Raw genomic sequence first — 13,133 nt, 5'->3', positions numbered from 1 at the left:
AAAAGTATTCGTGGTCTATAGGCATTACAAATATGGGGACCTCTGATTATTTTTTCCTACAGTAAATTGACACTATCGAAATTCACCTTAAAAGTGTTATATTGGCACGATAAAGGATATAATGAGGGTAATATAAAACTGTCTTTTAAAAACTAAGGAGGGTCAATATGAAAACAGTAAGACTATCAGATACCCTGACCATGGATAGAATCATCCATGGACACTGGAGACTTCTGGACTGGAAGATGACAAAGGAAGAACTCCTGCACTTTATCGAAGAGGTGATGGATCTTGGAATCACCACAGTGGATACTGCAGATATCTATGGAGGATTTTCCTGTGAAGAGGCTTTCGGTGAAGCGCTGAAACTGAAAAAGGGCCTCAGAGAGAGGCTCACCATCGTCACGAAATGCGGCATTGTATTTCCCTGCGAAAACAGACCTCAGTTCAAAACCCATCACTATGACAATTCAAGAAAGCATATTCTCACTTCAGTGGACAGATCACTGAAGAATTTCGGTACAGATTATCTGGATCTTCTTCTTATCCACAGACCGTCGCCATTTATGGATCCAGCTGAAGTAAGTGAGGCATTCAGAGAACTCTATCAGTCCGGAAAAGTTAGAAACTTCGGTGTATCAAACTACAAGCCTTCCCAGTTCGAGCTGCTCAGCTCCTATGTGGAATATCCTCTGGTCACAAATCAGGTGGAAATATCACCTCTCACGCTGGACGTCTTTCAAGATGGTACCATGGACAGCATCATGACAAGAGGACTATATCCTATGGCATGGTCACCGCTTGCAGGGGGAGAGCTCTTCACCGGAAAATCCGAAAGAGCCATAAATGTCCGGAACATGCTTCTTGCCATCGGTGAAAAGCATAATGAAGACCGTATCGACACGCTAGCCTATGCATTCCTTCTCAGTCATCCTGGTAAGATCCTGCCTATCGTAGGTTCTGGAAAGATCGAAAGAATAAAGAACGCAGTGGATGCACTGGATATCCGGTTTTCCGCTGAGGACTGGCTGTCAGTCTATAAGGCATCCATAGGAGAAAGCTTACCTTAAAGCACAGACTATAAATTAGGGGGTGAACATCATGGCAAGTAATAAAGACCAGTTTGAAAGTGAAAGAGAGAAAGTCACCTTAGGCGAAGATCGTTTTCGTGAACTGCCAAGGGTAGAGGAAGAAAACAGGAAACAGAACGGGCAGGATGAAGTCATCGAGGTGGACAGGGTCATTGTGGACAATGAAAAGATCCCTGATAAAAAAAGACCCGGAAGAAGGTGGAAGTCCTTCGGTATCCTTGCCGCAATCGGTCTTGTTCTGACGATATTTTCGGAAACCATAAGAGCTGCAGTATTCAGAAGTGAGGATTCACTGCTCTTTGTTCCAAAGGGAGGGATTCTGATTCCACCTGTAGGCGTGATCCTGATTACCCTAGGCACTGCACTTGTCATCATCGCCTTCATCTCGCTGTTCAACAGACGAGGCAGACTGACCGGGCAGAAGAAGGGGATAGCCATACTGATCGGTGTCCTTCTCATCGTTTTCGGTGTCAGCACCTTTTTCCGGTATGTGGACTTCAGAGAAAATACGGTAACCGACAGAACACTTCTGACCACAAGATCCTATACCTATCTGGATGTGACCGAAGTCAATGCTTCAACCATCGTTGAAGGAGAAGACAACCGTCTCAGCTACAACTATATCTTCCAGAACGGCAGAAGCTATGACATCAGAGTCAATGAGACAAACATGATGGAGGTCCGAAAGATCGATACGAAGATCAAGGGAACAGCCAGAAGATCCATCGACAACTATGCCATACAGGAAATGGAAAGAATGAAGATGTATACCAAGGAAGAAGCCCTTAATCTCTTCATCCTTGAATAGAAGAGTAAAAAAGAAAATCCCTTCAGCACAATCAACTTGCTGAAGGGGTTATTTTTTCGCGATGATTAATTATCGTAAATGAGATCAGATCTGGTCGATATTTTCTTCAAGAAGACTTTTCGACAGATCGATGAACCTCTTGTCCTTTGAGGAATTGAAGATTCTGACGCTGCCATCATTGTCGTCTGCGCTTAGAAGATTCTTTTCGACAAGCACATCCTTAAGATGCCTAGCCGTGCCTTCACTGCCGTCGACAATTAGGACGTCTTCACCGAAGATTCTCCTTAAAGAGGGCTTCACAAAGGGGTAATGGGTACAGCCAAGAACCACCGCGCTGATGTCCCTGTCCACTTTTTCAAGTGCATCTCTAAGATAATCATAGCTTCTCTGCTGGTACTGGTCTCCGCTCTCAATGATTTCCACAAGACCTGGTAGGGGAAGGCTGATGATTTTTCTTGACTCCGCATATTTCTCGGACAGCTTTCTGAACTTATTCTCCTGCAGAGTTCTGATGGTTGCAAGGACCAGGATCTTACCGTCTTCGGTATGGTCTATGGCCACCTTTAAGGCAGGTTCTATGCCGATGACGGGAATATGGCTGTATTTTTCCCTGATTTCTTCAATGGCCGCGCTGGTTGCCGTATTGCAGGCGACTACAATGGCCTTGCAGTCGAAAGAGAGAAGAAAATCCATCGCATCAAAGGACATCTTTCTGATGATCTCTACGTCTTTATCCCCATAGGGTGCGTGGACGGAGTCTCCGAAATAGATGAAGTCCTCATATGGCAGGAGCTCTACCGCTTTTTTCAGTACACTGATGCCGCCGACACCAGAGTCAAAAAATCCTATGGGTTGTCTTTTTGCCATTATGGTTTCCTCCGATTGATTTCTCATGCGTATTTGTCTACACCCTATTTTAGCAAATCGAATGGTTAAGTACAATTATCGTCAAGGAGGAAACTTGAGCTGAATGTAATGCCGCATTGCAGTTATCGGTTATAAAAGCGTGATTCTCAGATGCTTTCTTTTTCCGACGGTCACAACGAAGCTTCCACTTTCAGGGATTTCTAATTCTTCCACGATCTTCTTTCCGTCTACGGAAATGCCGTTCTGCGCAAGAAGTCTTCTGTAGTCATTAAGACTCGATAACAGGCCGTGTTCCTTAAGAATATGCCCAAGGCTGAAATTCTCCCTCTTTGACTCTGCTTCAGGAAGATCATCGGGAAGCTTATCCTGTGAATAAACCTTGATGAAGGTTTCTTTTGCGGCCTGTGCATTCTCCTTATCATGGTAGATTGCTGTAATTTCTTCTGCCAGTCTCATTTTGATCTCTTTGGGATTCTCAAGCTTCATTCTTTCTTCAAGCCTTTCGATTTCATCGGGAAGAAGATCGGTCACAAGGCTGAAGTATTTGATGATGAGATCATCCGGTAGAGTCATTACCTTGCTGAACATGGTTTCGGGATCTTCATGGATGCCTACATAATTGCCGAGACTCTTGCTCATCTTGTTTACACCATCCAGGCCTTCAAGAAGGGGCATCATGATCACCGTCTGAGGCGAAAGACCTTTCGATTTCTGTAGGGTTCTGCCCATGAGGAGATTGAAGGTCTGGTCTGTACCACCAAGCTCCACATCGGCATTTATGGCGATGGAATCGTAGGCCTGCATGAGGGGATAAAGGAATTCATGGATGCCTATGGGAAGCTGGGACTCATATCTCTTCCTGAAATCCTCTCTTTCGAGCATACGTGCAACGGTTGTCGTTTTGGTCAGATCGATGATATCGTGAAGCCCGAGTTTTTCAAGCCATGTGCTGTTGAAATGAACAACCGTCTTCTTTTCGTCCAGAATTTCAAAAATCTGATCGGTATAGGTTCTGGCGTTGATCGCCACCTGCTCCTTTGACAGCTGGACTCTGGAGACAGATTTCCCTGTGGGGTCTCCGATCATACCGGTGAAATCTCCGATGATGATATGAACTTCATGACCCAGGTCCTGAAATGCCTTCAGTTTTCGAAGGACGACCGTATGACCGAGATGGATGTCCGGTGCACTGGGATCAAGTCCCAGTTTCACACGCAGAATCTTCCCGCTTTCAAGTTTTTCTTCCAGGTCCTTTTCTCCGATAATTTCTTTCGATCCATTACGGATCATTCTCATAATGTCACTGATTTCCATAATTTTTCCCTCTCTTCCATAATTTCTGACAACAAAAAAGCCTTCATCCTGTAAAGGATGAAAGCTAAGCTTCATGGTACCACCTTAATTTATCTCCCATGTCACCATGGGAAAACTTATCGGGTACATTCATACCCTAGCACGATATCGGGTGCAGTCTACCGGAACAGCCTACTCTGCAAAAAACTGCATTTTGGTGCTCAGCTCGGAGATGTATTCATCTTAGGCTGCCTGTTTCCTCACACCAACCGGAAACTCTCTTAAGGCTCACCAGAGACTACTCGTTCTCGTCATCGCTTTTTTTGATTTAAGCACTATTCTATACATACATTTCGGTTAAGTCAATGCCCTTATTTAGAACATTCCCTCATACTTTTCAACCGAGCTTGCCAGCATATATCCGCATACGATGAGATACAGAGGGGTAAAGGCTGGGCTTTTCAGGAAGAATTCGAATACTCCGTTGGGTGCGAAATTATTTCCGGGTTCAAAGAGTGCAAGGATGCCTATGGTGATGAAGATGGTCAGTCCTGCAAGACCCAGTGCAAGCTTCAGCTGGCTGATCTTTACCCTCAGTCTGCTGGTGAGGTACTGACTCAGATCGTTTCCGCCAAGGACAATCCCGAAGAGGGAGAAAACAATCACCGTTACGATGAGAATATAGACACTGTAATAATTTCCGCTGCCGTTACCTGTGCCAAGACCCAGGAACAGTTCTCCGATGACAGCCAGGGCAATAAGGCTTAAAAATTTTAGTATTGCTTTAAACTGCAGATTCATAAATAGTGCGTCGGCAATAGACGCCATTCCCCCTTTTTCATGATATCTAAATAATTTTATACATTTAGCAATATTATAACGTATTGCAATTGTTTTTGTTAGTAGGGTATAGAAATAAACTGAAGCTCATACGTGACTGAACGATCCTGTACCGATGAAGCAGAGGAGTAATCTGATTCAATAAAAAAAACCCCTTTTATGGGGTTATGAAATATTAGAAAGGCTCAAAGAACCTGCGCTGATTCTTGATGGCCTGCTGGTGTGATTATGGGAAGATAATCTCACCCGGGTAGTGATGATGCACTACGAACTACTGTTCTGATTTCAGTATAATACAAACACTCGTTCTAGTCAACAGTAATTTAATTTTTCATTTAGGGAGAAGTATTGGTATAATGTAGAAGAAAATATTAAATGACAAGGAGCGTAATCAAATGAATCCAATAGTAACCATAAAGCTTGAAACAGGAAAAGAAATCAAAATCGAACTGTATCCTGAAATCGCACCAAACACCGTTGCGAATTTCGTCTCACTGGTCAAGAAGGGATTTTACAATGGACTGAAGTTCCATCGTGTCATTCCAGGCTTCATGATCCAGGGCGGATGCCCTCAGGGAATCGGAATCGGCGGACCAGGACACCACATCAAGGGTGAATTCAGCGGAAACGGCTTCAAGAATGATCTTAAGCACACCAAGGGTGTCATCTCCATGGCGAGAAGCCAGCACAATGATTCTGCAGGAAGCCAGTTCTTCCTCATGGTCGCAGATTCACCACATCTAGATGGACAGTATGCGGCATTCGGTCAGGTGACTGAAGGAATAGAGAATGCCATGGAAATCGTAAGAGTGGACAGAGACTACAGAGATATGCCAAGGGTAGACCAGATCATGTCTGAGGTCACTGTTGAGCATGCTGAAGAAATCGGGGAACCAGAAGTCATCAAGTAAATGTCAGTGTGTGTTAAATATCAGTTTTCAGGAGAGAAAAATGACAGATAACAGAAAAATACTGGTCTACGGACTCAGTGAAGAAGAAAAGGAAAGACTTGCAGGTGAAGGCCTTAATCTTCACCAGATCCATAACGGAAATGCCGGAGGAACTCTGGCGGAGCTCATAGAGAGCAAGGAGATCCCTCATATAGGTGAACCCCTTGGTGTCGTCAAGATCATGATCTTCTGCGGCTATGAGACCAATGACGAACTCAAGGAAATCATAACGAAGATCAGGAAAGAGCATGTCTTCGGTTCAATCATGGCTGTGATCACGAAAACGAATCTGAACTGGAAGTTTGACTATATGATTGAACATCTGCTGGAAGAAAGAGAAGAGAACAAGCAGATCGAAATGGAAAGAAGAGCGAAATTAGCAGAAAATCTGGGGTGAGAAAATGGCTAGAGTAGGAGACGAGCTTAAAAAGTCAAGGCAGGAATCTGGCATGACTTTGAAGCAGGTCGCAAAAAAACTCGGTGTATCGGAAAGCTTTGTAAGTGAAGTCGAGCAGGGCAGAAGAGTCATCAATGAAGATCTGATCAAGAGATTTTCAAAGGTGTTCGATAAGAAGATTACAACCATCGGTCTAGGCTCGCTTGAAGAATCAGCGGCCCAGTCCGAATCTTTCGAGAGAACCAAGGAGTTCATCAAGAAGGAAGTCTATGTGGCACCGAAAACACCGGTTAATGATTTATGGAATCAGGCATTCGGTGAGAATATCAAAAACGTGCCCATCTATGACTATGAAATGAAAAACCCTGTGGCACACAAAAGCCATGTGGTGGAAAACAAGAAGATAGACGGGCATCCCATGGATAAAGTAGCGATGCTGAAAGTGGAGAATGATGACCTTAAAGGATATCGTATCCATAAAGGCGATCTTGTTACCGGAGTGGAAGCCAAGGATATTCAGGGTACGCAGATTATGCTCATCTCCTATAAGGGGAAGAACATCCTCCGAAAGGTGAGAAATCTCAATAACGGAAATGTTGAGCTTCTGAACTTTAACGAGAGTCAGAGATCCGAAATTGTACCGATCAAGGAAATCAGGACAGTGCTGAAGCTATACAAAGTTGAAGTCAGTTTGTAGAGACACCATATTTAATATAGAAAGCTATACGAAAAATGACCCTTTCCATTCTGGAGAGGGTCATTAGTATTTCATGGGTTAACCTGCTGCAATATAATTAGGTCTAAAGTTTAGAAGTATCATTCTAAAATACATTCTGCGTAGATTCAAGATGCTTCGCTTTAAAGCTTTTACCTTAACCTTTCTTCCTCGAAGATCACATTGCCAGAACCATCATAAGCAACGATTCCCCAGAACTCAAATTCACTTTCCCAGGTAATAAGAAACATATCCTCGTAGAATTCCCGCTGGGTGAGTACCGTTCCATCTCTTAAATGGACCTCCACCTTATCGATGTTTGGGTCATTAAGGATCCCGAACGCTCTGGCATTAGGCTGACTGTATTGAGACGCATAGAAAAGCGGCTTATCATAATTTATCTCTAAGCCTGTGACATCTCCACCGAAATGCCAGAAGAATCTGTTGGATTTTTTAATGATACTGCAAGAAATCCATCGATCATATTTCCCGAGAAAATATTTCCCACCGGTAAAATCTTCCACATGGACAACAGTGGATGGACCATAATGAATACTTCTTTCAGATGCCCGGTAAGCAGCTGTAGGATCTAAATAGATTGCTTTGGAATATATAACCAGAAACAAAACCGAAAGAATTAGAATATTTCTCATAAGTTTCTTTTTTCTATTCATGAGCTGCACCTGCCTTCAATGGAACCTCCACCTTGTAGTATCTATTGTAAAAATCATACTCAATAATCAGTTTCTTCGAATATTTAGGAAAGTTGTGCACTGTCCAGAGTCCTCTTGAAAATGATGAAAATCCAGAGCCAAAGAAATAATCCTTGCCTGTTTCATCCATAATCGTTCCAATATTCCCCAAGCTCCATCCCATTCTATTAAAACTGGTATCTATCTGTCTGTAAATAATGTTCATATCACCATTTTTCTCATAGATGACCTCATCAAATTTAATTACCCGATCATCGATTTTTACTTTTTCATCCACATCTATCCGGTAGAGGATATCTTCTTCAGGGATAGTCCTTGCCGGGTTTCTATCCAGAATAATCATGCCGAGCGGCATTATAAAAGCAAAAACAAAATAAATCACAATAATTCCGACTAGTGTATTGGTTATATAATATAACCAACCGAGTAGTGGGCTATGTTCCTTATTCAATGCCTTTCCGATTTCTACAGGATCTCCGAAGTTTGTAATTGTCAGCTCTTCCGCCTCTTTCTCTGCATAACCTTCAGAGATATAGTCTTCTTTGCGCTCTTCAAGATGCACCGTCAGTTCTTTCTCAATGGATTCATGATCAAAGAAGAATTTTACCTGGGCGATAATCTCCTTCAGATACTCGTCCCTATCTTGCCAGCTCATACTGTCCACCAAATACAACCTTTTCCACAGACTGAGTAAACACTTCCCACTGCTCTTTCTCAAGAGTCAGCTGCTTTTTTCCTTTCACCGTTATCTGGTAGTACTTCCTTTCTCTTCCTGCATCACCTTTGGAAAGGTACGACTTCAGCCAGCCCATATTCTCCAGTTTATGGAGTACGGGATACAGTGTGCCTTCCTTGAACTGGAATGAGCTGTCAGAGCGGCGCTCCAGCTCCTTGATGATCTCATATCCATACATGTCCTGATCTGAGAGAAGTGATAGAAGCAATAGTCCTGTTGTACCACCCAAGAGATTCTTATCGAAATTCATGTTCATCCTCCTTATCTTTATACCTAGACCTTCTATGGTTAGAATACCTAGACCTTCTATGGTTAGAATACCTTGAACTTCTAGGTATGTCAAGATAAGAAATCTGAGCATAACAAGTGTAGCAGACATCAGTTTTCAGGCAAAAACGGAACTCAGATTCAGAAGAGCTGAGATTCAGTTTTGAAAGTCATCAACAAGGATCAGGAAAACCTGTGGACAAGTCTTCCGTTTTTCTGCTGGTCATTCTCATTGAATATCACGATGTATCCCTTTAGACAGAATATTTAGAGGGTGTTTATCCACAGAATGTGGATAACTTATCCGTTTCTATGGATAACTATTGTTAATTACGGACTTATACACATATACTTAATACTAGAGCTACTACTTTCATACCGGAAAGGACTTAAGATACATCATGCTGATTGTGAATTGTTCACTTAAAGTTATATATTACTTAATGAATTATTCCAATTAGAGCAATACCATTATACTATAATCAGATTATTAAAGAATTTTGAACAGATTGGACAAAGAACTACAGATGAAAGGAATGAGGTAAAAAATGAAAAAGAAATTAGCGATATTGATGATTTCCGTACTTGCCATGACCATGCTTGCAGCCTGCGGAGGAGAAACCTCCACAGATGAGATAAAGAATCAGGGTGATCCTATATCACTGGGGTCCTTCGTGGATACAGAAGGCGGAATTCTGGGGAATATGCTCCTGCTTGCTCTTGAGGACAAAGGCTACGAAATCGATGATAAAGTGCAGTTCGGCACACCGGATGTGCATCGTAATGCACTCCTTCAGGGCGAACTTGACCTGGGAATTGACTATACCGGTAACGGACAGTTCTATTCAGAGGGAATAGAAGAGGATACCTGGAGAGACAAAGACGCAGGCTATGAAGCCATAAAGACCTTTGATGAGGAGACCAACGGACTCATCTGGATGAAACCTGCCGATGCCAACAACACAGAAGCTCTTGCCGTGAAAAGAGAATTTGCTGAAGCAAACAATCTTTCCACTATGGAAGATCTGGCCGCATACATCAATGATGGCGGAGAAGTGAAGCTCATCACCTCACAGCTTTTTGCCGAAAAAGAAGCTGGGCTTCTTGGTATGGAAAAAGCCTATGGATTCAAGCTTGAACCGGATCAGATGATTCAGCTTCCTCATGGAAATACAGCTGAAACGCTGAAAGCCCTGGCCAATGGAACAGACGGGGTAAACGTCGCTCTAGCCTACGCAACAGACGGTTCCCTTGTGGATCTTGATCTTGTGATTCTAGAAGACAGCATGTCCATTCCACCGGTTTACGAACCATCAGCCATAGTCAGAAAAGAAGTGCTCGACAAGTATCCTGAAATTCAGGAGATCGTAGAGAAAGTATTCGGTCTGCTCAACAAGGAAAATCTTCAGCAGATGAACAAGGAAGTCATCGTTGACGGACTTTCACCACGAGACGTGGCGGAAACTTTCCTGAAGGACAATGGAATTCTGGAATAACAGAGATACACCAGACACCAGCTTAGAGCATTTAGATGTAAATTTTAGCCGACGAAAGAGGTAATATTTTTGAAACGCGCGATTGATAAGCCTCAGATGTTTTATTCCATTGTGGCATTTCTGGCCTTGGCATTTCTGAAGATTGTCGAGGTCAAGCCAAACAGGATAGCAGGTGGAGAGAAGTACACAGCCTATGCACTGATCGGGTTTCCCGTTCTCATCCTTCTTGGAGGATTTGTTGCCATGGCTGTGGTGTCTCTGTCTCCATCAAGAAGAAAAAGCCTCATGTCCATAATCTGTGGGGCTCTTCTTTTTGTCCTCCTGATGTTTCTCATGGGGAGAAAAGCTGAGGCGCTCTCAGAAGGCAGCCCGGCAATCCGAGTCAGTCTGTCCATGGGTTTCTATATCGTTCTTGTCATGCTCTATCTTCTTTTTGGTCATGCGATCAAAGGGAAGGACCGAACAAGCAGGATCATCAAGATGATTGCAGCTCTAGTCATCACTGCAGTGATTGTGATGATCTACATGGGCAGCTTTGACACCTTCTCCATTATGAAAGAATATCAGATCAAGAGAAACCAGTTCATCGGAAGCGTAAGAACGCATCTCTTCCTCTCTCTTGGTTCTGTTCTGGCGGGTGCACTGATCGCCATCCCTCTTGGGTATCTTGCCTACAGAAAGAAAAATCTTGAACGTGCCGTCATGGTGCCGCTCAGCATCGTTGAAACCATACCCAGTCTATCACTATTTGGTATCCTTCTGGTCCCCCTGGCGGGTCTTGGAAGGATCGGTTTCTTCAGGTCCCTGGGCATCAGCGGTATCGGATGGGCACCTGCCTTTGTCGCACTGACGCTTTATACACTTCTTCCCATCGGAAGAAACACTTTAGTCGGATTCATTTCGGTGAGCAGAGACGTCATCGAAGCTGCCATGGGCATGGGTATGAACAAAAGCCAGATCTTCAGAAAAATCGAGTTTCCCCTGGCACTTCCCATCATCATCACAGGAGTGAGAATCGCTCTGGTCCAGACCATCGGCGGAGCAGTTCTAGCTGGCCTTGTTGGTGGAGGCGGCCTTGGCACATTTGTATTCCTTGGACTTGGAGAAGGATCTCCGGATCTTGTCCTACTCGGTGTCATCCCCATAATATTCCTGACCCTCACTATGGATGGAATATTGAAAAGTGTCATTCAGCGTATAGGGAGGAGAAAATAATGATCAGGCTTATAGATGTATATAAAGACTATGAAGGATATGAAGCGGTGAAAGGGATATCCATTGAAGTCAAGGAGGGCGAACTCTATGTACTTCTTGGTCCTTCCGGATGCGGAAAATCCACAACCTTGAGACTCATCAACCGTATGGTCGAACGCTCCTCCGGGGATATCTTTGTTGAAGGCGAGCATGTGGATTCCATTCAGGTGGAAACTTTAAGAAAGAAGATGGGCTATGTCATTCAGAGCACGGGACTTTTCCCTCATATGGATGTGGCTGCCAATATCGCTACGGTACCTCATCTTCTGAAATGGGATGAAAAAAGAATCAGAGAAAGAAACAGGGAAATGCTTGAGCTTGTGGGGCTTGAGCCTGAGGTGTATCTCAAAAAACTGCCACGGGAACTCTCTGGAGGAGAAGCCCAGAGAGTCGGTGTTGCAAGAGCGCTTGCCGCAGACCCGCATATCCTTCTTATGGATGAGCCCTTCGGAGCGGTTGATCCCATCAGCAGACTGAGGCTCCAGAAGGAATTCAAGGAGATCCAGAAGAAACTGAAAAAGACGGTGATCTTTGTGACCCATGATGTGGAGGAAGCTCTTCTTCTTGGGGATAGAATCTGTATCATGAGAGACGGGATTGTTGTTCAGGAGGGGACACCGGAGCAGGTCATCCTGAAACCCGAAGATCAGTTTGTTGAAGACTTCTTCGGAAAAGAAGGCGCTTTGAGTCTTCTTGCAAGATTCAAGGCAAGGGAGTACAAAGAAGAGCTGAAAGTTCAAGGTGAACCTCTTGCAGATGATGCATCCCTGAAAGAAGCCCTCTCTGAGATGATCCTCCGAGGGGAAGACAGAGTAGCTCTTAACTCAGGCAGCATCTCACTTGCGGCCATCATGAAACTGATCAGAGGTGAACACACATGAAGAAGAATCTCTCATTTATCCCCATCATCATCCTGATCCTTCTGCTTGGCGCGATGCTCATCTATTCAAAAGGGTTTGAGCGCATTCTGGGCAGCATGTTTACCTCGAAATTCCCTGAAGGCTCAAGAACTCCGCTGCATGTACTCTTTATGCAGCATATGGAAATGGTGGTCATCTCCAGTGTCATGGCGATTGTATTCGGGATCACGCTTGGCCTGTTTCTCACCACGAGCTTCGGCGAAGAGTTCAAACCCTCACTGCTTAAGCTCGTCAATCTCGGTCAGACCTTTCCTTCTGCAGCGCTTCTTGCGCTGGTGGTGCCCATTGTGGGCTATGGCATCAAAGGTGCGCTCATTGCGCTGTTCATCTATGCACTCATGCCTATTGTCTATAACGTGGTTGTGGGCATAGAGGAAGTACCGGTTTCTGTCGTGGAAGCGGCTCGGGGAATGGGTATGAGTGAGTGGGAGACCTACAGAAAGGTCAAGATTCCACTGGCCATGAATGCCATATTGGGCGGAATCAGAACCTCTACAGTGATCAACATCAGTGCCGCGACACTGGCTGCCGCAGCTGGAGCTGGAGGCCTTGGCGTCCTTGTTGTGAATGGGGTGAGAACCTTCGATATGGTGCTTATCCTTATGGGGTCAATCCCCGTTACAGTTCTCGCGGTGATCGTTGAGCTGATTCTTGAACAGGTTCAGAAAAAGCTTGTCTATACCGGCAGCTGAACAGATATAAACTGCAGGCATACAGAAATGATCATTCAGGAAAGCTTATAGAATATCACGTGATATAATGAATTATCTAAATGGAAGAAAGGTG

At 44.1% G+C, this 13,133-nt stretch carries 15 protein-coding genes and 1 other annotated feature; of the genes, 9 read left to right on the top strand and 6 right to left on the bottom strand.

The features are described from left to right. The first annotated feature begins 167 nt into the window (after nt 1–167). Both RTX25_RS01965 and RTX25_RS01960 read left to right on the top strand, forming a co-directional pair. Complete coding sequence (locus RTX25_RS01965; protein ID WP_312649808.1) at nt 168–1,070, top strand: aldo/keto reductase; 903 nt, start codon at nt 168–170, stop codon at nt 1,068–1,070. 31 nt (nt 1,071–1,101) lie between these two features. Next, nucleotides 1,102–1,899, top strand: coding sequence for a DUF308 domain-containing protein (locus RTX25_RS01960; protein ID WP_312649806.1), 798 nt, complete (start codon nt 1,102–1,104; stop codon nt 1,897–1,899). Nucleotides 1,900–1,983: 84 nt separating this feature from the next. On the opposite strand, the gene murI is transcribed toward RTX25_RS01960, so the two are convergent. The 3 genes from murI to RTX25_RS01945 all read right to left on the bottom strand — a co-directional run bounded on the left by murI (nt 1,984) and on the right by RTX25_RS01945 (nt 4,887). Then, entirely contained in the window at nt 1,984–2,766 is a 783-nt protein-coding gene (gene murI, locus RTX25_RS01955; RefSeq protein ID WP_312649803.1) for a glutamate racemase, read from the bottom strand. A gap of 129 nt (nt 2,767–2,895) precedes the next feature. Next, nucleotides 2,896–4,155 (bottom strand): tyrosine--tRNA ligase, encoded by a 1,260-nt coding sequence (gene tyrS / locus RTX25_RS01950; protein WP_312649800.1) that lies wholly within the window; start codon nt 4,153–4,155, stop codon nt 2,896–2,898. Beyond that, nucleotides 4,131–4,383: a binding site (T-box leader), on the bottom strand. Its footprint overlaps the gene before it by 25 nt. A gap of 51 nt (nt 4,384–4,434) precedes the next feature. Continuing rightward, nucleotides 4,435–4,887 (bottom strand): hypothetical protein, encoded by a 453-nt coding sequence (locus RTX25_RS01945; protein ID WP_312649798.1) that lies wholly within the window; start codon nt 4,885–4,887, stop codon nt 4,435–4,437. 407 nt (nt 4,888–5,294) lie between these two features. Between RTX25_RS01945 and RTX25_RS01940 the strand changes: the two genes are divergently transcribed. From RTX25_RS01940 to RTX25_RS01930, 3 genes are read left to right on the top strand one after another with little or no spacing between them, the layout of a single operon-like run. Then, nucleotides 5,295–5,810, top strand: a complete 516-nt coding sequence (locus tag RTX25_RS01940) for a peptidylprolyl isomerase (protein WP_312649796.1) — start codon at nt 5,295–5,297, stop codon at nt 5,808–5,810. A 40-nt stretch (nt 5,811–5,850) separates the two neighbouring features. Continuing rightward, nucleotides 5,851–6,246, top strand: a complete 396-nt coding sequence (locus RTX25_RS01935) for a DUF3783 domain-containing protein (RefSeq protein WP_312649794.1) — start codon at nt 5,851–5,853, stop codon at nt 6,244–6,246. 4 nt (nt 6,247–6,250) lie between these two features. Further along, a complete protein-coding gene (locus RTX25_RS01930; RefSeq protein ID WP_312649793.1) occupies nt 6,251–6,943 on the top strand; it encodes a helix-turn-helix domain-containing protein in 693 nt (230 codons plus the stop codon). A 170-nt stretch (nt 6,944–7,113) separates the two neighbouring features. Here the strand turns inward: RTX25_RS01930 and RTX25_RS01925 are convergent, their stop codons facing one another. Genes RTX25_RS01925 through RTX25_RS01915 form a run of 3 tightly spaced genes read right to left on the bottom strand, consistent with a single transcriptional unit; the run spans nt 7,114 to nt 8,660 of the window. Further along, nucleotides 7,114–7,635 (bottom strand): hypothetical protein, encoded by a 522-nt coding sequence (locus RTX25_RS01925; protein WP_312649791.1) that lies wholly within the window; start codon nt 7,633–7,635, stop codon nt 7,114–7,116. After that, nucleotides 7,628–8,329 carry a permease prefix domain 1-containing protein gene (locus RTX25_RS01920; protein WP_312649788.1) on the bottom strand — a complete coding sequence of 234 codons (702 nt, stop codon included), beginning with the start codon at nt 8,327–8,329 and terminating at the stop codon, nt 7,628–7,630. The genes RTX25_RS01925 and RTX25_RS01920 overlap by 8 nt, the downstream gene beginning before the upstream one ends. Further along, nucleotides 8,313–8,660, bottom strand: coding sequence for a helix-turn-helix transcriptional regulator (locus RTX25_RS01915; protein ID WP_312649787.1), 348 nt, complete (start codon nt 8,658–8,660; stop codon nt 8,313–8,315). Before RTX25_RS01915 ends, RTX25_RS01920 begins: the two co-directional genes overlap by 17 nt. Before the next feature lie 565 nt (nt 8,661–9,225). Between RTX25_RS01915 and RTX25_RS01910 the strand changes: the two genes are divergently transcribed. The 4 genes from RTX25_RS01910 to RTX25_RS01895 all read left to right on the top strand — a co-directional run bounded on the left by RTX25_RS01910 (nt 9,226) and on the right by RTX25_RS01895 (nt 13,039). Then, nucleotides 9,226–10,173, top strand: a complete 948-nt coding sequence (locus RTX25_RS01910) for a glycine betaine ABC transporter substrate-binding protein (protein WP_312649785.1) — start codon at nt 9,226–9,228, stop codon at nt 10,171–10,173. A 69-nt stretch (nt 10,174–10,242) separates the two neighbouring features. After that, nucleotides 10,243–11,388 carry an ABC transporter permease gene (locus RTX25_RS01905; RefSeq protein ID WP_312649783.1) on the top strand — a complete coding sequence of 382 codons (1,146 nt, stop codon included), beginning with the start codon at nt 10,243–10,245 and terminating at the stop codon, nt 11,386–11,388. Then, the gene (locus tag RTX25_RS01900) at nt 11,388–12,308 is read left to right on the top strand and encodes an ABC transporter ATP-binding protein (RefSeq protein WP_312649781.1); all 921 of its coding nucleotides are present in this window, start codon (nt 11,388–11,390) and stop codon (nt 12,306–12,308) included. The genes RTX25_RS01905 and RTX25_RS01900 overlap by 1 nt, the downstream gene beginning before the upstream one ends. Then, nucleotides 12,305–13,039, top strand: a complete 735-nt coding sequence (locus RTX25_RS01895) for an ABC transporter permease (RefSeq protein ID WP_312649779.1) — start codon at nt 12,305–12,307, stop codon at nt 13,037–13,039. The genes RTX25_RS01900 and RTX25_RS01895 overlap by 4 nt, the downstream gene beginning before the upstream one ends. Nucleotides 13,040–13,133 lie beyond the last annotated feature (94 nt).

The organism is Proteiniclasticum sp., from assembly GCF_032054185.1.
Lineage (GTDB): Bacteria > Bacillota > Clostridia > Clostridiales > Clostridiaceae > Proteiniclasticum.
This window is presented reverse-complemented; position numbering and strand designations above follow the sequence as displayed.